Origin of the sequence: Lactobacillus sp. CBA3606, from assembly GCF_002970935.1 — a bacterium.
GTDB lineage: Bacteria > Bacillota > Bacilli > Lactobacillales > Lactobacillaceae > Lactiplantibacillus.
The window spans coordinates 1,098,433-1,119,771 of record NZ_CP027194.1 but is presented as its reverse complement, the minus strand read 5'-3'; the positions used below and the strand labels follow the sequence as shown (position 1 = coordinate 1,119,771).

Annotated in this window: 24 protein-coding genes and 1 pseudogene; 9 read left to right on the top strand and 16 right to left on the bottom strand. The window is 42.5% G+C overall.

What is annotated here, in order from left to right:
• Positions 1-51: 51 nt before the first annotated feature.
• Together C5Z26_RS05620 and thrC are read right to left on the bottom strand one after the other, a co-directional pair.
• Positions 52-849, bottom strand: a complete 798-nt coding sequence (locus C5Z26_RS05620; protein WP_105449003.1) for a Cof-type HAD-IIB family hydrolase — start codon at positions 847-849, stop codon at positions 52-54.
• A 19-nt stretch (positions 850-868) separates the two neighbouring features.
• Entirely contained in the window at positions 869-2,362 is a 1,494-nt protein-coding gene (gene thrC / locus C5Z26_RS05615; RefSeq protein ID WP_105449002.1) for a threonine synthase, read from the bottom strand.
• Between the two features lie 153 nt (positions 2,363-2,515).
• Between thrC and C5Z26_RS05610 the strand changes: the two genes are divergently transcribed.
• Positions 2,516-4,246, top strand: a complete 1,731-nt coding sequence (locus C5Z26_RS05610; RefSeq protein ID WP_105449001.1) for a glycoside hydrolase family 13 protein — start codon at positions 2,516-2,518, stop codon at positions 4,244-4,246.
• Between the two features lie 117 nt (positions 4,247-4,363).
• On the opposite strand, the gene C5Z26_RS05605 is transcribed toward C5Z26_RS05610, so the two are convergent.
• Positions 4,364-4,678 carry a hypothetical protein gene (locus C5Z26_RS05605; RefSeq protein WP_105449000.1) on the bottom strand — a complete coding sequence of 105 codons (315 nt, stop codon included), beginning with the start codon at positions 4,676-4,678 and terminating at the stop codon, positions 4,364-4,366.
• Positions 4,679-4,876: 198 nt separating this feature from the next.
• Here C5Z26_RS05605 and C5Z26_RS05600 point away from each other — a divergent pair, with 198 nt between their 5' ends.
• The 5 genes from C5Z26_RS05600 (at position 4,877) to C5Z26_RS05575 (ending at position 8,934) form a co-directional block, all read left to right on the top strand.
• Positions 4,877-5,515, top strand: a complete 639-nt coding sequence (locus C5Z26_RS05600) for an LVIS_2131 family protein (protein ID WP_105448999.1) — start codon at positions 4,877-4,879, stop codon at positions 5,513-5,515.
• A gap of 255 nt (positions 5,516-5,770) precedes the next feature.
• The gene (locus C5Z26_RS05595) at positions 5,771-6,283 is read left to right on the top strand and encodes an NUDIX hydrolase (RefSeq protein WP_105448998.1); all 513 of its coding nucleotides are present in this window, start codon (positions 5,771-5,773) and stop codon (positions 6,281-6,283) included.
• A 151-nt stretch (positions 6,284-6,434) separates the two neighbouring features.
• Positions 6,435-7,631 (top strand): MalY/PatB family protein, encoded by a 1,197-nt coding sequence (locus tag C5Z26_RS05590; protein ID WP_105448997.1) that lies wholly within the window; start codon positions 6,435-6,437, stop codon positions 7,629-7,631.
• 143 nt (positions 7,632-7,774) lie between these two features.
• Complete coding sequence (locus C5Z26_RS05585; RefSeq protein WP_105448996.1) at positions 7,775-8,293, top strand: 2'-5' RNA ligase family protein; 519 nt, start codon at positions 7,775-7,777, stop codon at positions 8,291-8,293.
• A gap of 440 nt (positions 8,294-8,733) precedes the next feature.
• Complete coding sequence (locus tag C5Z26_RS05575; protein ID WP_105448995.1) at positions 8,734-8,934, top strand: transposase; 201 nt, start codon at positions 8,734-8,736, stop codon at positions 8,932-8,934.
• A 97-nt stretch (positions 8,935-9,031) separates the two neighbouring features.
• On the opposite strand, the gene C5Z26_RS05570 is transcribed toward C5Z26_RS05575, so the two are convergent.
• From C5Z26_RS05570 to C5Z26_RS05550, 5 genes are all read right to left on the bottom strand, one after another.
• The gene (locus C5Z26_RS05570; RefSeq protein ID WP_105448437.1) at positions 9,032-10,288 is read right to left on the bottom strand and encodes an ISL3 family transposase; all 1,257 of its coding nucleotides are present in this window, start codon (positions 10,286-10,288) and stop codon (positions 9,032-9,034) included.
• A 247-nt stretch (positions 10,289-10,535) separates the two neighbouring features.
• Positions 10,536-10,718, bottom strand: a complete 183-nt coding sequence (locus C5Z26_RS05565; RefSeq protein WP_105448994.1) for a hypothetical protein — start codon at positions 10,716-10,718, stop codon at positions 10,536-10,538.
• Positions 10,719-10,840: 122 nt separating this feature from the next.
• Positions 10,841-11,164 carry a hypothetical protein gene (locus tag C5Z26_RS05560; protein ID WP_105448993.1) on the bottom strand — a complete coding sequence of 108 codons (324 nt, stop codon included), beginning with the start codon at positions 11,162-11,164 and terminating at the stop codon, positions 10,841-10,843.
• 89 nt (positions 11,165-11,253) lie between these two features.
• On the bottom strand, positions 11,254-11,661 hold the full coding sequence (locus C5Z26_RS05555; RefSeq protein WP_105450141.1) for a GtrA family protein: 408 nt from the start codon (positions 11,659-11,661) through the stop codon (positions 11,254-11,256).
• An 87-nt stretch (positions 11,662-11,748) separates the two neighbouring features.
• Complete coding sequence (locus C5Z26_RS05550) at positions 11,749-11,988, bottom strand: hypothetical protein (protein ID WP_105448992.1); 240 nt, start codon at positions 11,986-11,988, stop codon at positions 11,749-11,751.
• Positions 11,989-12,157: 169 nt separating this feature from the next.
• Here C5Z26_RS05550 and C5Z26_RS05545 point away from each other — a divergent pair, with 169 nt between their 5' ends.
• Entirely contained in the window at positions 12,158-12,628 is a 471-nt protein-coding gene (locus tag C5Z26_RS05545) for a universal stress protein (protein WP_105448991.1), read from the top strand.
• Positions 12,629-12,700: 72 nt separating this feature from the next.
• On the opposite strand, the gene C5Z26_RS05540 is transcribed toward C5Z26_RS05545, so the two are convergent.
• Positions 12,701-13,267: a TetR/AcrR family transcriptional regulator gene (locus C5Z26_RS05540; protein WP_105448990.1), complete on the bottom strand. Its 567-nt coding sequence runs from the start codon at positions 13,265-13,267 to the stop codon at positions 12,701-12,703.
• A gap of 137 nt (positions 13,268-13,404) precedes the next feature.
• Between C5Z26_RS05540 and C5Z26_RS05535 the strand changes: the two genes are divergently transcribed.
• Complete coding sequence (locus C5Z26_RS05535) at positions 13,405-14,811, top strand: MDR family MFS transporter (protein WP_105448989.1); 1,407 nt, start codon at positions 13,405-13,407, stop codon at positions 14,809-14,811.
• A gap of 72 nt (positions 14,812-14,883) precedes the next feature.
• On the opposite strand, the pseudogene C5Z26_RS12820 reads toward C5Z26_RS05535, so the two are convergent.
• The 7 genes and pseudogenes from C5Z26_RS12820 to C5Z26_RS05505 all read right to left on the bottom strand — a co-directional run.
• Positions 14,884-14,985 (bottom strand): annotated as a pseudogene (locus C5Z26_RS12820) (IS200/IS605 family transposase); the annotation flags it as partial.
• Positions 14,986-15,093: 108 nt separating this feature from the next.
• The gene (locus C5Z26_RS05530; protein WP_105448988.1) at positions 15,094-15,894 is read right to left on the bottom strand and encodes an ABC transporter permease; all 801 of its coding nucleotides are present in this window, start codon (positions 15,892-15,894) and stop codon (positions 15,094-15,096) included.
• Positions 15,884-16,756 carry an ATP-binding cassette domain-containing protein gene (locus C5Z26_RS05525; protein WP_105448987.1) on the bottom strand — a complete coding sequence of 291 codons (873 nt, stop codon included), beginning with the start codon at positions 16,754-16,756 and terminating at the stop codon, positions 15,884-15,886. Before C5Z26_RS05525 ends, C5Z26_RS05530 begins: the two co-directional genes overlap by 11 nt.
• On the bottom strand, positions 16,756-17,124 hold the full coding sequence (locus C5Z26_RS05520; protein WP_105448986.1) for a GntR family transcriptional regulator: 369 nt from the start codon (positions 17,122-17,124) through the stop codon (positions 16,756-16,758). The genes C5Z26_RS05525 and C5Z26_RS05520 overlap by 1 nt, the downstream gene beginning before the upstream one ends.
• A 30-nt stretch (positions 17,125-17,154) precedes the next feature.
• Positions 17,155-17,433: a hypothetical protein gene (locus tag C5Z26_RS05515; protein WP_105448985.1), complete on the bottom strand. Its 279-nt coding sequence runs from the start codon at positions 17,431-17,433 to the stop codon at positions 17,155-17,157.
• Positions 17,434-17,456: 23 nt separating this feature from the next.
• Positions 17,457-19,247: an ABC transporter permease gene (locus C5Z26_RS05510; RefSeq protein ID WP_105448984.1), complete on the bottom strand. Its 1,791-nt coding sequence runs from the start codon at positions 19,245-19,247 to the stop codon at positions 17,457-17,459.
• A 14-nt stretch (positions 19,248-19,261) separates the two neighbouring features.
• Positions 19,262-20,020 (bottom strand): ABC transporter ATP-binding protein, encoded by a 759-nt coding sequence (locus C5Z26_RS05505; protein WP_105448983.1) that lies wholly within the window; start codon positions 20,018-20,020, stop codon positions 19,262-19,264.
• A gap of 295 nt (positions 20,021-20,315) precedes the next feature.
• Between C5Z26_RS05505 and C5Z26_RS05500 the strand changes: the two genes are divergently transcribed.
• Positions 20,316-21,290: an asparaginase gene (locus C5Z26_RS05500; RefSeq protein ID WP_105448982.1), complete on the top strand. Its 975-nt coding sequence runs from the start codon at positions 20,316-20,318 to the stop codon at positions 21,288-21,290.
• The last annotated feature ends 49 nt before the right edge of the window (positions 21,291-21,339 follow it).

Below are 21,339 nucleotides of genomic sequence, written 5' to 3'. Positions count from 1 at the left end.
TCATACAAAAACAGCTAACGCATGATTGAAGTGCGTTAGCTGTTTTTGCGGTTAACTAAAATAATTTTCTAAGAAAACGGCAACGCCATCATCATCATTACTGAGCGTTGTTGCCGTTGCCACGGCTTTAACGGCGGGAATGGCATTGTCCATGGCGACGCCCACCTGAGCAAGCTTGAGCATGCCTAAATCATTTTCTTCATCACCGAAGGCCATTAAATTAGTGGCCTGTTCGTTAAAGTGGGCGAGTAGTTGGGTAAGTCCGCTCGCTTTATCCGTGTGGTTCGGTAAAAATTCTAATAGGTTTCGCCGTGAGGGCACGACGTGAAAGTTGGCGGCGATGGTTGCCGGTAAGTTGGCCTGAATAGCCGGTACTTGGTCGGAAGCACTGACGACTTTACCGAATAAATCATCGGCTGGTAAGGTCGCAAAAGTTAAGTCCGTAAATGGCATGAGTCCTTGTAGAAAGTCTTCATAGGGTGATTTGCCAAGCTCGATGAGCGAATACACCTGAGTAAGGTCAATCACGTCTAACGGAAAGCCGAACTTTTTTGCAAAAGCGTATAGCGGTTCTAAATCTGCCTTGGTTAAGCTGGTCCGTGCCAAAATTGCGGCCGTCGTATTTTGTTGCACTAACCCCCCATTAAAAGTAATCGAGTAATCAGTTGGTTGGGTTAACGCCAGTTGCTTGAGTAACGGCTGAATGGCTTTAATGGGACGACCAGTACAGAGCACGATGCGTTTACCCGCAGTGTGTAGCTGTTTTAGGACCCGTTCCGTCCGGGGTGAAATCGTCTTTGCGGAAGTTAACAAAGTATTATCCAAGTCGAGTGCAATCGTTGTAATCATGTGATAAGTCCTTTCCAAATTACGTTAAATGCAAAATTTGACGAATCGTTGTGGCCATTTGTTCGGGGTCGCTGACACGGTCATGCTTGACGGTGGCGGTCCGTAGCTGAGTCACCGTCGCTGGAATTGGCGTTTTGATGCGATCATGGAGTTGATCGACCGCACTCAAGCCATCAACCGTTACGGGCGCCCCCGTAATTGCGGTTAAGACCGCTTGTGGAAACTTATACGGACTAGCAGTGGCAACGATTACCATGGGGCGTTGATCTTTAGTGGCGGCACAATATTGTTTCGCAACCGCGGAAGCGACGGCAGTATGAGGATCAATCGTGTAGTGATGATGCACATACAGATGATTAATTTCGTGTTGGTCTTGGTCCTCAGTCACAAACCCTGCCCAAAAATCGGTAATGGCTTGGCGCATGGTTGGGGTCAACTGGTAAGCGCCCTTAGTTTGTAAGTCTTGCATTAAGCCAGCGGTTTTCACAGGATTGGCACCGGTCAGATAAAAGACCAAGCGTTCTAGATTGCTAGAAACTAGGATATCCATTGATGGCGAGCTGGTTAAGAAAAAGTCCCGTTGTTTATTGTAAATGCCAGTATTGAAAAAGTCGGTCAAGACATTGTTACGATTCGACGCACAAATTAATTTATGAATGGGGGTGCCCAATTGCTTGGCGTAGTATCCTGCTAAAATATCACCGAAGTTACCCGTTGGGACACTAAAGTTTATTTCATCGCCATTTTTAATGCGCCCTTGTTTAATTAATTGGGCATAAGTATAGACGTAATAGGCGACTTGGGGAAAGAGCCGACCAATATTAATTGAATTGGCACTCGAAAATTGTAAGTTATTTTGAGCCAGTTCGGCGTGCAATTGGGGGTCATTAAGTAGCGCCTTGACCTTAGTCTGAGCATCATCAAAATTCCCATTAAGCGCGACCACGTAGGTATTGGCCCCGGCTTGCGTCACCATCTGTTGTTTTTGAATGGCGCTAACGCCGTCTTTAGGATAAAAGACGATGATTTTAGTTTGATTGACATCAGCAAAACCAGCCATGGCCGCTTTACCAGTATCACCAGAGGTAGCGGTTAGAATAACCACCTCGGATTCTAAGTGATTCTTTTTAGCCGCTGTCAGCATTAGCTGGGGCAATAGTTGGAGCGCGAGGTCCTTGAAGGCAATCGTTGGTCCATGAAAGAGTTCCAAGTAGTATTGTTGCCCATGTTTCGTGACGGGGGCGATTGCTGGATCATCAAACTGGTCACCATAAGCTGCTTTGAGACAGGCTTTGAGTTCGGCTTCAGTGTAATCGGTAAAGAAGAGCTTCAAAACCTCATAAGCGACTGCTTGATAAGATAAAGTTGCCAAGTAATCAAAGTCAAAGTTGGCGGTCGGTAGTTGAACGGGGACAAATAAGCCGCCGTCGGGGGTCAGTCCCTGTAAAACGGCTTGTGAGCTGGTCATTGTCTGACTTGCAGTTTCGCGGGTACTGCGATAAAGTGTTTCCATGGATGCACGTCCTTTCAGTTGATTTGGTATAAATGATACACTAAATTACGTTTGTGTGGGGGGATTTACACAAAAATCAACGGTTAATACTGCTGATAAAAAATTTAAAGCCGGTTAAAATGTAACCGGTTACTAAAAAGAGGATGACTAGGCATGCAATTAGCAGGAATTTTGCACCGACCGGAGAGTGAAGATACGGCGATTCTAGCCGATCACCACTTATTATTACGGTTAAAGACAGCGCGGCAAGATATTCAAAAAGTTGAAGTCGTGTTTGCCGATATGTATTTATGGCAAGCGGGGGCGCCTTTCCAGCAGACGGTGCTCCAGCCAGGACTGGTTACTGCAGCCCAGCAAGTCTGGACTTGTCCGTTGACGTTGCCGACGAACCGGTTGATTTATGCGTTTAAATTGACAGATTTAACCGGGCAGACGTTAGGCTACGGTGATGATGGCTTTTTTGCGGATACCGCGACTAATTGGCAAACGACGAGTCACTATTTTCATCTGCCTTATCTACACGTTAGTGACGCCCAATTACCACCAGCCTGGGTAAAAAAGACGGTCTGGTATCAGATTTTTCCGGAACGGTTTGCCAATGGCGATGCCACTAATGATCCACAAAACGTGACACCGTGGGGCGTTGATCCGGTTAAAAGAACGTCTTTTTATGGCGGTGATTTGCAAGGAATTATTGATCATTTAGATGATTTGGCTGATTTGGGCATTAATGGGTTATATCTATGTCCGCTCTTTACTGCACCGTCAAATCATAAATATGATACGATTGATCATTTCGAAATTGACCCCCACTTTGGCACTAAAAAAGACTTTCAAGCCTTAGTGGATGCCGTCCATGCGCGTGGCATGAAAGTTATGTTAGACGCTGTCTTCAATCACTTTGGCGATCAAGCACCGCAATGGCTGGATGTGGTTAAAAATGGGCCGGCCTCACGGTTTGCCGATTGGTTCCACATTCACGGCTGGCCGGTTGGACGTGATACGCGTACGGGGACCTTAAACTATGAAACTTTTGCAACTGGAGCCGCAATGCCTAAATTAAATACCCAGAATCCAGCGGTACAGGATTACTTGATTGCCGTTACCAAATATTGGGTCGAACAATTTAACATTGATGCATGGCGATTTGATGTGGCGGATGAAGTTGACCATGGGTTTTGGCGCCGTCTATGTACGGCGTTGCGTCAGGTTAAGCCCGATATTTATTTGTTGGGTGAAGCGTGGCACAGTAGCCAAGCGTTAGTGAATCAGGGGCAATTTGATGCGGTGATGAATTATCCATTAACGCAACCGATTTTGGCGTTGTTCAAGCGTGAGCTAAGCTTAAAAGACTATATCTACAAGACTAACTTGCAGTTGTTACAGTATCCACAGCCAAATCAGCAGGTGATGTTTAATGCGATTGATACGCATGATACGCCGCGATTATTGACGGTCTTGCAAGGCAATCAACGGCGGGTACAAGCTGCATTGACTCTACTCATGTTATTACCCGGCACGCCCTGTCTTTATTATGGGACGGAAGTCAGCTTGGCTGGTGGGGCTGATCCGGATAATCGGCGGTGCATGAATTGGCACCCCACGGTAGCTGAACAACAAGTGCGCACCTTTGTTAAGCAACTGATTCGGTGGCGGTTAGCCCAGGCTGAATTTTTAGCCACGAGTCAGCTGAGTTGGCACGTTGAGGACGATTGTCTCGAGTTAATCCGCCAGTCAGCCACGCAAACGGTCACCGGACGGTTCAACCTTGGTTCGACGACCGTGTCGCTACCAACGACGGCTACAGTCATTATGGCAATGGGATTGACTGCTGGTGAAATTGCGAGGGATGGCTTTGCCTTAACGGTGTCTAAGACGCGCTAAAGGATATTGGTCATAAAATAACGATGCATAAGGGTTATGAATTAGGTTAGTCAGTTGATGAAACCGTTCTCATTAAGACGATAAAAAAACGTTTGGGACTAACCCAAACGTTTTTTATTAAGCCTTTTCAGGTTTAATGCCGCGACCTTGAATGAATTCAATCACGATTAGAACCACGTAACAAATTAGGATCAGGCCTAGTAAGTTTGACGTGTTGACGGTACTAGATAACCAGTAGTATTGCCAGTTTTGATGATTGAAGACCCACCAAACTAATAGTCCAGCTAGTAAGCCTAATGTATTCATAATTGCAATAAAGAATAAATTGCCGTTTTGTTGATGACGGGCCCAATAGGCCGACAAAATTGCCATCCAAACACCCCAGACAATTAATCCTACGACAACAACCCAGTAAATAAGTGATGCGATCATCGGTATGCCTTCTTTCTACAAGTTGATAGTATTATTTTACCATGAATTCGATTACATTGGGAGGTTTCAGTGATATTTTTCACAATCTGAGTTTCTTAGAACTTGGGTTAATTTAGAGAGCATCACTTGTTATTTGGCGGTGAATTATTTACAATTAGAACATAATAATAAGGAAATCGGGAAAGGGTTGGCCTATCAATGACTTCTGCATGGAATTGGATTGGAATCATTGCTTGGATTATTGTCTTGGCGTTAATCGTGTGGGTATTTCATAATATCCGCGTTCGTCGCATTAAAATGATTGTGGCGCGTCAGCATACGTTTGAGTGGAATAATTTATTGATTACGATTGGTGAATTGATTGTCAGTTTTGGCTTACTAATCGGGATGGGCTATGCATCTTTTAGCAATCATGTTAGTTTAAATGATCAAAAGACGGTTAAAGTAACTTATCGTTATGAACCATTGGTTTTACGTGTCGGGACTAAAGGCTCATATTATGTGGCCGTTGACCGGGGCACGACGAAGAAACCCGTGCATATTTATAACTACTGGGTTAAGAATGCGAAATATACCGTCTCTAGTAACAAAGCAACGGTGATTAGTAGTTTAAAACAAGTTAAAATTGCGGATGCTGGTATTCCGTGGTCGCATCAAGCCTTGGTTAAGCAAGACCAACGGCATGAAAAGGCGTACGTGGTGAAGATGACAGCCACGTATCAACCCACTTTTTGGAATGGGTTAGGCGTCCGAGTTGGGCATCAAGCGATGAGTCGCTGGTTAATTCGTGTACCCGCACAGTCCTTTATTAATACGACCGATATTCAAGCTGAATAAGCAGTTGTTTGACGTTAGCCTTTTTAAGGTTAGCGTCTTTTTTTGTCGATTAGCGATGTAGCCGGGTTGAAAATTGGTTGTTTTGGGGATGAAATAATAAAAGTTATTAAATATTTGGATTTAAGCCAGTTTTTAGTTTGAGTTAGCCCAGGAAAGCGTTAAAATAAAAATGTCACAATTTTTTGGATATTTAAAGAGTAATTAATAGTATCAGATAATAAAATTAATAGGTTAACCTGTAAAGGAAGCGAACCGATGATAGTCGAACAAATTAATCCGTTAGTCGTTTGTGGCGTCATTGGTGATGAGACCACTTTAGTCGTAACCAAATGTCTAACGGGACCATTTACCAATCGTTATGATTTACCGACAGCGGCCATTACACCCCATGCCACTTTGAATGAAACAGTTAATCAAATTACCGTGATGGAAACGGGCTTACGTACCACAATTGAGCGTCAATTAGGGACGGTTCAGTTTATAATACCGGATTCAGATCCCACAACTGCCCAGCGCCAACGCCATATTATTAGTACATTTTACTTGTTGGAACCCGTTGGGGGCACGTTAATGACGAAACGGCCCGCTTTTACGGCTGCTTTATCGGCCGGGGCTGCGCGAATGCCCTTAACGCAATTAAATTGGGCGAATAGTTCACCGATGGTGATGCAAGCAAAGCGTTTTTTGGTGGCCGGGGCATTTCCGGTTACTGACCAGCAAATTGCCAAGTATGACATCCCGGCCACGCCGCAGTTCAGCGTGGAGTAAGGATTGACATTTAGTTAAGTCCGTTGTAAATTAGATTTAACTTAAAAGATGATATATTAATGAGAAAAGTGACACGATGAAGGTGAGACGTCGTTCTTGTAATGAGGACGAGGTCTTTTCTTTTAGGTGTCGGTTGGAAGGAGTTTTTGATATGGATCAGGCAGCTTTTATTGCACAATACGCAACGAATCGGCTGAATACCAATTCGTTAAAATGGGACGCATTAGCGGAACGTTATGGAGACAAGGATTTAATTGCAATGTGGGTGGCAGATATGGAGTTTAAAGTGCCCACGGCAGTCACGGATGCGTTAACTGCGCGGGTGGCGCACGGTATCTATGGCTATTCATATACGCCAGATAGTTATTACGAGGCATTTTTCAATTGGGAACAAGACCGGCATGGCTTGACGTTACAAAAGGATTGGCTACGGTTTGGAACCGGGGTTGTGAATTCCTTATATGCGTTGGTGAACACCTATACTCAACCGGGTGACGGCGTCCTAATCTTGACGCCAGTGTATTATCCGTTCTTTAATGCGATTCAAGATAACCATCGGCAGTTAGTGACGTCAGAGTTAACGAATACGGCGGGACATTACACGATTGATTTTGATGATGTCGAACGTAAAATTAAAGCAAATGAAGTGCGCCTATTTATTCAATGTTCGCCGCATAATCCAGTTGGCCGCATTTGGACAGTGGCGGAAGAGACCCGGTTATTGGCGTTATGTGAACAATATCATGTCCTGGTTATTTCTGATGAAATTCACCAAGATATTGAGATTGATCCGGATGATCATCCGTTTGTGTCAGCTTTAACGGTTGCGGATGGTCGGTTTGCTGACCGGGTGATTGTTGTGAACTCGCCATCTAAGACCTTTAATGTGGCTTGTTTGCTCAATTCACACGTGATTATTCCTAATGACGTTTTGCGGCAACAATATGATGCCTTTAATACCCGCAACAATCAAACCGAAGTTAATGTCTTAGGCCAAACGGCGGGAGAGGCAGCTTATCGGTCTGGGGCAGCCTGGCTGGATCAAATCTTAGCCATTGTGCGCGCTAACTATCATTACTTACGAACTGAGCTAGCGGCGCATGCGCCTAAAATCGTCGTGGCCGAGTTGCAAGGGACTTATCTCACCTGGTTGGATATTCGGGGCTACATTGCGCCGGAATACACGCGGGAATTCATTCAAGCCAAGTGTGGCCTTGCAGTTGATTTTGGTGAGTGGTTCAGTGCCAATGATCAAGGCTTTGTGCGGTTAAACTTGGCGACTGATCCGAAATATGTTCAGCGAGCGGTCCAAAATATCATCACCTGTTTAGATCAATTAACGAAATAAACGGTCCTTGTTGGGATTAATAGTATATCCATTTTTTAAAAAAGTATATTATTAGTGTCTCTGAAGAATATGCTTCAAAAGTGGATTCTCCAGTCTGGTTAAATTTCTCGAAATTAATTGACAATTATACAGAGGTGAGATAATTGGAGCGTTCAGTCCTAATATTTCCTGATTTTGATAATATTAATCAAGTACAAAGAATTAGGCAAAAGTATGATTCGTTATATGCACATGTCAGACCACATATTTCTTTAATTTTCCCGTTTGAGAGTGAATCGGAGAATGGGTTAATATTTGATTCCCTTTGTGAAGTGAGCCATGATGTGCCAGCTTTTTCAATAGATATCTCTAAAGTGTCTGGTGATTATGAAAATGGATATGTTTGGTTAGAAATCGGAAAAAGTAAGAATAAAATTAGCAGCCTACATCGAAGTCTATATGATTGTTCTATATTTTCGGCTCACGAACTTAGATATAAAAAATATGTACCACATATCACAATTGCACAGGGATTAACTCCAGAAAAAGCAGTCGAATTGGCGGATGAATTGAATAAGCAGATAGGTAATGTTTCTGCAGATGTTAAGAGCATCTCGGTTGAAAAAATACGATCTAATGGAGATTCTATTGAGATTTTCACAAAGAAATTGCTTGGTAAATGACAGTCTTACAATCCTAGTAAATCAGAGTTTCGTGTGCCTTAAATATCCCAAATTGTCAAATTAAGTTAGAAATTTGCTAGTTGTTCATCTGTGATTTGATTTAGGAACGCCGCCAGTGGGGGGGAGTTAAGCCTTTTTCGTGGAATATGATTTCGCCAATCGGTGAACTCTTTACCATTCTCAAATGTCATCGACTTGAATAAATGGCGTGGTAATTTTGACAGCAATGCTGCTAAACTACGATTAACATCTTTTGACGACTTGGTATCATTGAGCACACAAAAGACGAGTTTGGGACAAAAGTCCTAGATTCTAAAAAATAGTTCTGAGAAATCGATTTTTGATTTCTCAGAACTATTTTTTCATTCTTTATGTACGCAGAGAAAGTTCTCTGGTATTCTTATTGCGACCAAACAAAAAAGAAAATAGAGGTGCTTTCTATGCAAATGAATTATATCAATGATCAAACTATTTTAAAACTAGAATTGGACTGGCAACTCAAAAGTAATCACATTGTTTGGGCAATCGATACTTTAGTTGAATCAATTTCAATGGCTGATTTGGACGCCGAGTCTGCTTGGACCGGCCGTCCTGAGTATCCCGCTAGATTATTACTTAAAATGTTGTTATTTGGATATTAAAGAAAAAATGAGGTAGTAAATTCTCGAATTTTGAGAATTTAGGTTCTCTGTCAACTGTTGTTGGTAATCTTTTTATTGGTGCTTAGCCGCGCAACAGCTAAGCACCTTTTTTTAATGCGAACATTAAATGTATACGCAATCTGAAATTATTGAAATTTCCAAAACCATAGGCGGTATGTTTTAAAACTTTGATTTTGTTATTTGTCCCTTCCAAAGGACCATTTGAATATTGATATCTAAGTGCGTTCTCAATCGACTCTTGGCTATCTCGTAGTTTCAAAAAATGTTTCTCCATTTCCTCTGGAAATTGATTACTAGCATCGAGAACCTGTCTTAAACGGGGTAAATCTCGATATTTGACGGCGCTTCTGAGTGTATGCAAGGCGTCATAGGCTCGTTTTAAATCTGGATCAAATTCCAGCATCTCTTCAACAATTTGATTTTGGGTATGGCGTCCGGCAATAAAGGAATAGTGCCTATAGTTCTTGATATCAAGTTTCTCGTTAGGTTTTAAGAGTAGTTTCCAATATCTCTTTAGTGCTTTATATTTAATATTTGATTTAGCAAATTGTTTCATGACGCGAATACGAGTTTGATTAAAGCCTACCACCGCCGATTTCACGATGTGAAACCGGTCAGTAACGATTATGGCCTCTGGAAATACTGACACTAGCTCAGGGTACGTATAATTCATATCCGTTACAATAACTTTGACACCCATTCGGGCTGCTTTCGTATAACGGTTAAAGTATTTTTCAAGACTAGCAAGTGTTCTCGATTCTAAGATATCTATAAATTGATGAGTTTCTCCATCCATAAAGACGAAACTCATCGAACCATTGGCATCTTTGGTTGACTTGATTTCATCCATACAAATGACACTTGGCAACCAATCATAATGGGTCAATAAATCACGTTCGTAGGTCTTTAACATTGAGACAACTGTACTACTTGAAATATTCAATTCGTGAGCAATGTGTGTCATGGTCACCGGTTCACTCAGCTTCTCTAAGCAAGCGATACGAACATTATTAGAGATTGTATGATTCCGTTGCGTTAAACTGGTTGCTGCTAAAAAATAGCTGTTGCACACTTTACACTTAAAGTTCCGTTTCTTTAGATGCAGTAAAACGTCTCGCTCACTGCTCCTAAGTAGCTTAACTTTTACTTGCCGCCAGCCATAACGAATGATGCTTTTTCTGTTGAGCACGCCGCACTTTGGACACGCTTTTGGACGATAGTCCAAAACTGCTTGAACCTCGATTGGTCCTTTTTCTTGAATGTTATTGATAATAGTTACTTTTTTGATGTTTTGGTCTTTAATTCCCAATAAAAATTTAGTATCCTTACTCATAGGGGTATAGTCGCTTCTTTCTCTTGAAATGTGGTAGTGGATAGATATATAAGTCTGCCGACTATATCTCTTTTTCTGCACTTTTTTAATATACTACAAATAAAATACATACAAAAATATCCGCTGCCAGTAATCAAGTTTTCACTCAATTACCAACAACAGATATTTTAGAACCAGAATTTACTACCTCATTTTCTTATGGAATCCGAGTTGTGTCCCAGACTCGTCATTTTTAGGTGTCGTTGTTTTAGCCACGACTTTTATTAGTAGGATGTTGTTTTAAGAACCGGCGATGTTCGATTTGGCGTCGAATGAAGGAGTAGCCAAGTAAAGCCAGTGTTAAAAGACCGATGACGGTGGCGACTGTTGTGAAGCCGAACATCCAGAAGAAGACTGCAATCGCTAATGCACAATAGACTATTAGAAACATGTTGACCCTCCCGCTTTCTCGTCGAAGTTCTGCAAGCTTATAAAGTCATTGTACTGGGTAAAAATAGCTATCTCGTGATTGAAATTTGAATTTTTTGTTAAGAGTTCGAGCAAAATTGAAAATTAGTGTCGATGTCGATTGAGTCGCCGTTCATTAGCTTGGCTTAATTGAGCCAGTGTGAGTTGGTAAGTTGTTGCTTGCGCGAGCTTTTGGAGACCAAGCTGCAAGGCCTTGAATTGGGCTTGATCACCGCTAGTTGGGGCCAATTTTTGAGCCAATTGTTGGAGCATGGTCAAGTTAGGTTGCAAGATTTCACTAACTTGGTTGTCATATTGTTGTTGTGAGAGGCTGTGCGTTTGCCAGCGGGTTACCCGAGTTAAAAGGGTGAATAGTTGGGTCGTTAATAGGTCAATTAAATAATCAGTTTCAGTGGTTGAAAAGGTCATGGTCACGGCTCCTTGAGGTTAGCTGATGGGCAGGAATTATTGCAGTAGTAAAAAAGCGTTTGAGTGTTAGCCCAAACGCCAAATTGTCGTTACTTACCGCGATCTTTAAAAATAAAGAGTTTGCTAAAGAACCAATTCATGACGACGATGATGACCTGGTCAAGTAATTTGACGATTAACGGATTACCATGTAACAAGGTAATCCCCACAAACATAATGCCTTGGTCAACGAAGTAACTCAAAAGGCGAAAGCCAAAAAACGACGTTGCTTCTTTAAGCACTGCTTGTAAGGTGGGTGTTTTAGAATCAAAAACCCAGATTTTATTAGTGACGTAGGCAAAAAGGACGGAAAGAATCCAAGCCATGGTGTTGCTGACGAGGACGGGCCAATGGACAAAATCATTGAAAACCCAAAAAACGACAAAGTTAACGACCGTCGTTAGACCGCCAAAAATTAAGTACGACAACACACTCCGATAGCGTTGCCAAAGTTGCATAATAGATTTCAAATTTTCCCCGCTCCAACTAGTTAATTAATAGCTATTATCCTAGCATAAAAAAGCTAATCGTGCGCGAGTTATTGATTATTTATGCGTTAAATTAGCAAAATAATGTTGAAAAACAAGTTTTGCGGGACTTAGTTCGGTGAATGACTGGTGACTAATACTTGTTTGTCCCAGTAAGGTGCAGGCAGTGACGCTAACGGTGTATGGCGCTGCTTGCCGAGTGTCAAAGGTCAATTTGATTTGATAAGTCAACGCACCAGCCCCAATGATGGTACGCTTAACAATGACTGCTTTTTTAGCTTTTAAAGTGGTTAACATGGCAACACCCCCCCAAGGTTTCAACTTAAGTATAGGCGGTGGATGTAAAGTAACCATTTTGTTTATGTAAAAATTATGTAAAAGTCACGGCTAAAAGCGGTAATTGGGAACGCATTCATTAATGATAAATGGTAAAATAACCTTAGGTGATGGAAAGGGTGTGGCGCAAATGTTACAAGAATATAAAAATATTTTAGTTCCTTTAGATGGTTCCAAGCAAGCGGAAGTTGCTTTAGATAAAGCGGTTGCGGTTGCCAAGCGTAATGAAGCGCATGTTGATGTTTTAGCGGTGATTGATCCCGGTCAGTTTGGGTATAACTTGGCAGGTTTAGCGGATGGCGATATCACGTATCAACTGGTTCAAGATTCAGAAACTTATTTAAAAGCAGCTGTCGACAAGATTAAAAAGGCTGGTTTTACAGATATTGAATTCCATATTCGGATGGGCAGTCCTAAACCAATCATCTCGCAAGACTTTGTACGAGATCACCATAATGATCTCATTATGATGGGGGCGACTGGGTTGAACGCGGTTGAACGGGTCTTAGAAGGTTCCGTCACCACATTCGTGCAACGTAATGCCTTAACCGACGTGATTGTTGTTAAAACGGATTTGAATAATACCCAAGTAAAAAAATAAAATCGGGTAAAAAGGGCATCAGTGGCTGAGTTAACCTCGGCTGCTGATGCCCTTTACTGTTATTCAAGCGGCCTAATCAGTCGGTGTGGTAATGATTAGATTAGCGATATCAACGTGTGCCGCCAATAAGGTTTCAAATGGCAGTTTAGTCGCAAATAGTTGACGTAAGAGGTTAATCATGGTCATTGCTAGCGCCTGAGCGGGAGCCGCCGCATAACCAATTGATTCAAAATAACCGGTTAATTGTTGTTCGTCTTGTGCCCACATTTTAAGTAAGCGCCCTGTTAAGACGTCGCTGGCCTGAATGATTTGTGGGAGTTGCAATGCTTCTGGAATAAGGGCTTGCTGTTGCGGCGCAGGCGTCATGATTGCTTGGCGAACAAAACCGACAAAAGCGTGCCAGACGTTGCTTTCAGTGCTCAATGCAATAATTAAGGCGTCAATAAGATCAGTTTCATGATCAAAAATAATATTTTCTTTCGAAGAAAAATATTGAAATAACGTTTTTTTAGCGATATGCGCCTGAGCGGCAATTTCAGCCGTCGTGACGTTGTCATAGCCAAATTGAATAAAGAGTTTCGTTGCAACATTAAATATTTCAAGCCGTTTAGCGGCTTTTTTAGCTTCTCGTTTTCCCATGAGTTAAGTATATCATAATTTCGTTAAAAAGTAACCGAGTAACATTTTGTTGACAAGTCTAACTAAGCTTTATATAATAGCCTCTGTTTTATAAAATAAAAAAGTAACTCGGTTACTTAATTGGAGATGCAAGCGAGATGCAATCAGAAAAACAGCTCATTAGTCGGCGTTACTGGCTCTTCTTATCTTTAGGGTTGGTTTTATTTATGGCGACCTTAGATCAAACGATTACTACTACGGCTCTGAATGGGATTGTGCAAGAGTTAGGTCATTTGAATCAGTCGGTGTGGGTGATTACGAGTTTTCTCTTGACGAGTGCAGTTATGACGCTTATTTTTGGAAAATTAGGTGATATTTTTGGACGCAAACGGATTTTACAGCTGGCATTAGGATTATTTATGGTTGGCTCGTTATTAAGTGGTTTGTCGCCGTCGATGCTCACGTTAATTTTAGCGCGGGGCTTTCAAGGTATTGGTGCCGGGGGCTTGAATTCATTGGTTCAGGCCGTATTGGCGGATTTGGTGCCGGCGCGTCAACGTGGAAAGTATCAAGCTTTATTCGGCTTAATTAGCATGGTTGCGTTGATTGCTGGGCCTGTGTTAGGCGGTTATTTTGTGCAGTATTTGACATGGCGGTGGATTTTCTTTATCAATTTACCAATTGGTATTGTCGCGATGGCCATTTTAGGCTTTAAGTTGACGTTGCCGCAATCACAGCAACCAAAGACGATGGCGATTGACTATTTCGGCGGCGGTTTGGCGACTGGCATTACGACGCTAACGTTACTCATGGTCACGTTAGGTGGCACGACAGTTGCTTGGATGTCACCAACCATGTTAGGGATGCTACTAGGTGATTTGGCGTTAATCGTTGTGTATTTGGTGGTCGAGCAGCGGGCTAAGGCAAGTGCATTAACGCCATTAACCTTATTTCGTAACGGGACGTTTAACATAGCCAGTCTGATGTTTGCGTTATCAACGGCTGCCTTATTTGTCGCGATGATCTATGTTCCGATGGTGGCGCAACAAGTTTATCGGGTGACGACCAGTCGGGCGGGTTTTGATATTATCCCAACTTTAGTTGCGTTAATTATTGGAACGATGATTGCAGGCATGGTGATTGAGCGCACGGGCAAGTATAAGGCATTGCCAATTATTGGGGCGTTACTGATGTTAGGTGGGTTTTACGGCCTATCACAATTAGCTAACAGTTGGTCGTTGATGATTTGGCAAATTCCAGTTGGCTTGGGCATTGGTATTTTTACGCAGATTTCATTATTAGTTGGGCAAAATACAGTAGCCGTGCAGGATTTAGGTACGGCGACGGGCGTCTTGAACTTCTTTAAAACGTTAGGTGGGGCGTTTGGTTCGGCTATTTTCGGCGTTATTTTGACAGCGCAATTAACTAGACCAGCGCTTAGTCACTTGCAGGCTTTTCAAACTGTCTTTGGCTGGGGACTGCCATTAGCTGGGTTACTATTAGTGCTTAGTTTATTTTTAAAAGCGGAACCTTTATCTGATGAAGTTTTAGCGTATGAAGAATAGTGGCATCTATAATCATCTCTTTTATTCGTTGGTCATCAATATATTTAGCAACTGCTTGCTGGTTAGTAGTGCCGATAACTTTTGCGGTACATTAACTAATAAGTGGCTATAATCGTCGTGACCAATTTCCATCTGTTCAATACTAAATCCGTATTTTGAACCGATTTCTATTAAATAGACGCTACTTACAAAACAAAAGGCGAGGAAACACGTCCTTAAAAGAACGCGTTTCCTCGCCTAATTTAAAAAAAGTTTGGGTCGTTTGACTCAAACTTTTTTGCGTTAGTTTTTAATTTTTAACTGCTGATTGAAACAGTAAGCAATGGCAGCCGTAATGACACTCCCAATGATCATCGTGGCCATTGGCATCCAAGGATTGAAGTAGCCATTTTTGGCATGATAACCAACGAGAAATTTAACAAAATTGGCAAAGCCATCGAAAGCATAGCGGTCATTTAGGTGTGTCACCGTGACTGATGAGATGAACCCCAGCAAGAAGACCCCAAGGATTGGAATGACAACGAAACAAAGTCGGCGAACGAACTTCGTTAGTAAGGCAAAGATGCTCCCAATTGCCATGCCAAAAGTTCCTAAGGCAATGAAGAAAATCCATGTAAACAGCGTATTACCGAGAAGATTCCAAAGCAGTTGTGTCCCGAAAAAATGGCTGTAGGGTTGATAATAAGTGCTATTTAATTTGCTTTGTAAAGTGGTATTCAGTAATGGGGCAGCGATACCATAGTTGTAAATAAAAGCAATTAACGTGCCAAACAAACTAAAGATGGTTAGGCTACTGAGGCGTGCTTGCCAATATGTTTTGCGCGAAATTCCATTTTGAATGAGTAATTTGAAATTATCATAGGTCAGCGCATAAAGAATGAAGACCACAAAGCCAAAAATCATCCCAACGTTTAAATTGGCAAAATTACTGGCAAAATCATATTTGCTGATTTCACCAGTCAATAATGAAAATAAAACCGGCAAGACGACGAGGACAATCAAGACGATGGCATATGACCAGCCCAAGGTTTGTGTGTATTCTTTTAGTAAGTGACGAGTCACGGCCCGGGTTTTAGTTGACATGTGCTTCCTCCTTGGTATTCGTCAAGTTAACGAACAATTTTTGTAGGTCAGCATGTTCCAGCTGAACCGTATCTGGAAGTGGTCGATCGTCTTCCAACGGGCCATAAACATAATGGGCGGTAATACCCCCAAGGTGGTCTTCACCGATGATGTTCAACCCTTGTGTGTATTGTTGCACCTCTTTTTGTGGCCCAGTGATGGTATAGGCCCGGTCCAAAATATCGGAAATGTCGCCATTAACGACAATTTGGTGGTCGTTTAAGATGAAAACGTGCTCGATTAAATTCGTAATTTCTTCGATCAAGTGGGTCGAAATCACAAACGTCCGTGGTCGCTCTGCATAGGTTTCAAGCAATTCTTGGTAAAATAATTCACGGTGATTAGCATCTAATCCAAGTACTGGTTCATCTAAGAAAATATAATCGGCGGGGACGCACAGGGCCACAATTAATTTGAAAATAGAGCGATACCCAGTTGATAATTTACCAAACCGGGAAGTTAAATCTAAGCCAAATTTATCAGCTAGTTCTGTCGCATAAGCCAAATCAAAGCTACCGTAGAAAAGGGCGGTCGTTTTGAAGAGCTTATTGAGCCGGGCTCGTTCATTGTATAGATTAACTTCACTCATCAAATAGATATTATTTAACACGTGATCATTATCGGGCAGTGATTCCTCATCTAAAGTGAGGGTACCACTGTCGGCAAAAATCCGATTGCTAATAATGTTGAGTAACGTACTTTTACCGGCGCCGTTACGACCTAAGAGCCCATAAATCTTATTAGGCTCGATAGTCAAATTAATATTATCTAGAATTTGTTGGTGATGGAAGCGCTTGTTGAGCGCTTGAATTTGAATCCCCATTATGCTGAAAACCCCCGTTCAATTAGTTGTGCCAGTTCTTGTTTAGTGATATGAAGTTTACGTGCCTCACTCACGAGATTTTTAACGTAGTCATCATAAAATTGATCACGGCGTTTTGCGACAATCCGACTTTGAGCGCCGGCAATCACGAACATGCCGACCCCGCGTCGCTTTTCGATGAGGCTGGCATCGACTAAGATATTCATGCCCTTTAAAACAGTGGCCGGATTAATATGAAACTCTTTTGAAATTTCAGTGGTTGAAGGAATCTGTTCCCCCTCGGCAAAGGTTTGCGCGAAGATGGCTTCTTCGATTTGATCAGCGACTTGCAAGTAGATTGGTTCAGTACTATTAAAGTTGAACTGCATATTTTTCACCTCATTGCAGTGGGTTAATCGTTATTTGGCCGCAACCTTGTGGTGGTGAATTAAGGGTAATTGGTGTTCCGTTCGGTCAATCCGAGCGGCAACCCAGCTTGAACCGAGTAAGAGGGTACCAAGCACTGCCAAGAGCATATCTTGATGCGCATACAATGTGATATTGGCGATGATGCCATTCACAACGAGCCACAGGATTGGCATGAGCCCGCCTAGCCAAAAGGTCTGGCGATTGGCCAGACCGAAACGGTGGATGGGTGTAATAACGATTAACAAAGTGACTAATCCAAAGTATACCATGATTTATTTCCTCCTCCAAAAGCTTAATGCAAAACAATGCGCCGATAAATGTGGACTGTAATCAAGTAGTAGCTCAGATAGAGGACGGCAAAAATGACGAATGGTAACCAGATGCCGACATAAGGTGAGCCAACCATCAAGAACTTGAACATTTGTAGGCCGAATAAAACATGCACGACCCCGACAATACCAGGTAAAGCAAAGAGAATCCCAATTTCTTTAGCCAAAGCCTGATTCTGGTAGGCTGAACGGGTACCAATCTTGGTTAACATCTGATAACGTTGCCGGTCAGCTGCGGCCCCCGACAAGATTTTGAACATTAGACAACTGGCTAACATTGCTAAGAAGGCGACCCCTAAGAAAAAGCCCATGAATTCTAAGCCTGAGTACATCCCGTTAAGCAGCTGGTAGTAGCCATAACGGCCACCTAAGTTTTCAGCCTTTAGGCCAGTATCACGTTGTTGTTGGTGCTGCGCTAACTGTTTTAGAGCTGGTAACTGAGCGGTCACATCTTTGGTTGCAAAGATTAATAATTGTTTTGAAGGTTGTGGTAATTGGGCAAATGTCTTAGCTGAAACTAAAATTGCTGGCAATTGTTGATTAGCACTACCTTGAAGTTGGGCCAGCTGATAACTAAAAGTTGATTTTTTAAACTGCTGGGCATTATTCGTTTGCGACTTGAAAGTTAATTGATCTTTACCATGGCTTTCAACTGTCGTGAATGGCTGTTGATTAAAATCAGTGGCTTGATAATAGATCGCTTTTTTACCAACTTTAAAGTGATAAGTTGCTTGACGCGTTGGGTGTAGCTTAGTGACTTGTTGCTTTTCGGCAGTAGTCGCATTAACGAGCCCCATATCGTAGGCGTTACTAGCGGCAGCCATTAACGGGGCCTGACGATGAAAGCCCATCCCAGTTGTGATTGCGCCTAATGCCAAAGCAAATAACATGGCAACAATTGCTAAAATTTTGGTGTAATTCCGAATTCGAAAACCGAGTTGTGATAACGTAAAGCCATTTAAACCGCGTTGCGCGAATGGTAGCCGCTTTAATAAAACCACTAGCCAAACAAAGACCGCGTTGAACAACAAGTAAGTGCCGACAACAATTGTCACTAACGCAATGCCAATACCAGCCAGTTGTAGGTCGCCTAAATGGGCCATTGACCAGTAGCCGACGCCAATTGAGATGAGGCCAATGATGACTTCGATCAGTTGCCGAATTGGTTTTAGTTGTGGCCGATTGGGTTGGTCATTACTGTGTAATAGTTTCAAAGCCGGGGTCTTGGTTAAGGTAATTAAGTTGAATAGACCGGCTAATAAGAATAACCCTAAATAGAGTAGTAAGGTTGTGACGGCCGCTGGTAAATACCACGCGGACAAATGGTGTAAGGTCAGTCCTAAGCTGGTAATTAATAATTGACTGATTCCAGCTGTTAACAACAGTCCGACCAAGATACCGATGATGGTCGCAGTGATGCCGACTAGTAAGGTTTCTAGCCAAATTAATTGGCCGATTTTACCTTTGCGGGCGCCGACTAACATGAAGAGGCCATAGTCACGTTTGCGCATACTCAGCAAAAATGAATTGGCGTAACCGATATAGACCAAGGTAATGATGGTCAGGAGGACCGAACCAAATTGGAAAATAAAGCCGACCATACTGATGCTGGTATTTTGTTTGAGAAAAGTTTGATTAGTTGCCAAGGCTTCGAACATATAGAAGATGGCACTGGACATAATTAAACCGGAGAATAGGACGAGATAATCACGCCAACGATGTTTAAAACCGGTCATAGCAAGTTTGGTTAACATTGAGAAGTTCCTTTCTATTGTTCGAATGTGCCAAGGGTATCGAGTACTTGTTGATAAAAGGCTTGTCTAGTTTGGGTCCCACGTTTTAATTCTTGTTCGATCTGCCCATCCTTGATGAATAAAATACGTTGACAGTAACTGGCAGAAAAAGGATCATGGGTGACTAACAAGATTGAAACGGCTTGTGCGGCGTTGATGGTGGTAAATAGCTCTAATAATTCGCGCGCTGATTTTGAATCCAATGCCCCAGTGGGTTCATCACCAAATAGAATGGCAGGTTCGTTGATGAGCGCCCGCGCGGCGGCCACCCGTTGCTTTTGACCACCCGACAGTTCATTAGGATAGTTCGTTAAGAAGTCGTTGATGCCTAAATGGGTAGCAACGGCAGCCACTGCCGGTTTAATTTTTTTCGCCGGTGTATTTTGAAGCGTTAATGGTAAGGCGATATTTTCATAAGCGGTCATCGTTTCTAACAAGTTGAAGTCTTGGAAAATAAACCCAATTTCTTTTGCCCGGAAATCAGCTAATTGATTGCCCTTTAAATGGGTAATTGGTTGTTGATTAATGGTGACCTGCCCGCTAGTTGGTTTGTCCAAGGTGGCTAACATGTTGAGTAACGTCGTCTTCCCAGAACCAGAAGCGCCCATGATGCCGACGAATTCACCAGCGTTAACGTTGAAGTTGATACCCTTTAAAGCTTCGTATTGTTTACTACCGGCTTTGCCGTAAGTTTTGTGAAGGTCGGTGACTGTCATGATTGGATTGCTTGTCATAATTGAATAACTCCTTTTTTTAGTTGCTCGTTTGTTATGCGGTTAATTACTTATGTAACTAACTATAAGGGTGATGGACTAATCTGTCAATGCTTTTTTTTAAATTGGGCGAGGAAACACGTTCTTTTAAAGACGTGATGAATCGTTTCTTGTTTTGATGATTAATTGTGGCATTCTGCTGATGGACCAGTAACATTATTAGAAGAGACGTGGTTTTGTGATTGCAATCAACGCTAGCCTGGCCTAAAATTATGCTTACTAAGATTTGGTCGTACGGCTAGGAGGAAATGAACAAGTGAAGAAGATATTAGTGTTACATACAGGTGGTACAATTGCGATGTCAGCTGATGCTGCAGGTAATATGGCACCGGGGGCGCAAAATCCGTTGGATAGTTATGAAAATCCATTTAGTGGTGAAATCCAATTGGAAACGGAAGATATTTTTAATTTGCCGTCACCACATATGACGCCAATCCAGATGTTGGCACTAAAACAACGCATTGCCCAGGCGGCGCATGAGGGCATTGACGGGGTGGTGGTAACCCACGGGACTGATACCTTAGAAGAAACCGCCTACTTTTTAGATTTAACGTTACCAAACGAGTTGCCAGTCGTGGTCACTGGCGCCATGCGGTCGGCCAATGAGATTGGTTCCGACGGCCTGCACAATTTAGAAACTGCAATTCAAACGGCCAGTACCCCTGATGCTGCTGATAAAGGGGTCTTGGTCGTGATGAATGATGAAATTCATTCGGCCCGGTATGTGACCAAGACGCATACCACGAATGTCGCCACATTTCGGACGCCGACTTTTGGCCCGATTGGCTTAGTAGCTAAGCATGGCATTGTGTTTTTTGAATCCTTATTACGTTCGACCGTCTGTCCGATTGAAACGGTGGCGGATCATGTTTTCTTGATTAAAGCGTATGCCGGTATGGGGCCAGAATTATTTGAAGCTATTGCGCAACCAACAACTAATGGCGTCGTGATTGAAGCGTTAGGTGCTGGTAATCTACCACCAGTAACCTTACCTGCTGTCCAAGCGTTACTTGATCAGGGCATTCCAGTCGTCTTGGTCTCACGTTGCTTTAATGGTATCGCCCAAGATGTTTATGATTACGAAGGTGGGGGTGTCCAGTTGAAAAAGATGGGCGTGATTTTCTGTCAGGGGTTGAATGGGCAAAAGGCGCGGATTAAATTATTAGTCGGGGTCAGTGCAGGCATGGCTGGCGCTAAGCTGGCACACTTTGTTGCTACGGCTAATTCATAAATTGAAAAAACAAGCGTGACATCGGCAGAATAACCGGATTTTGGTCGCA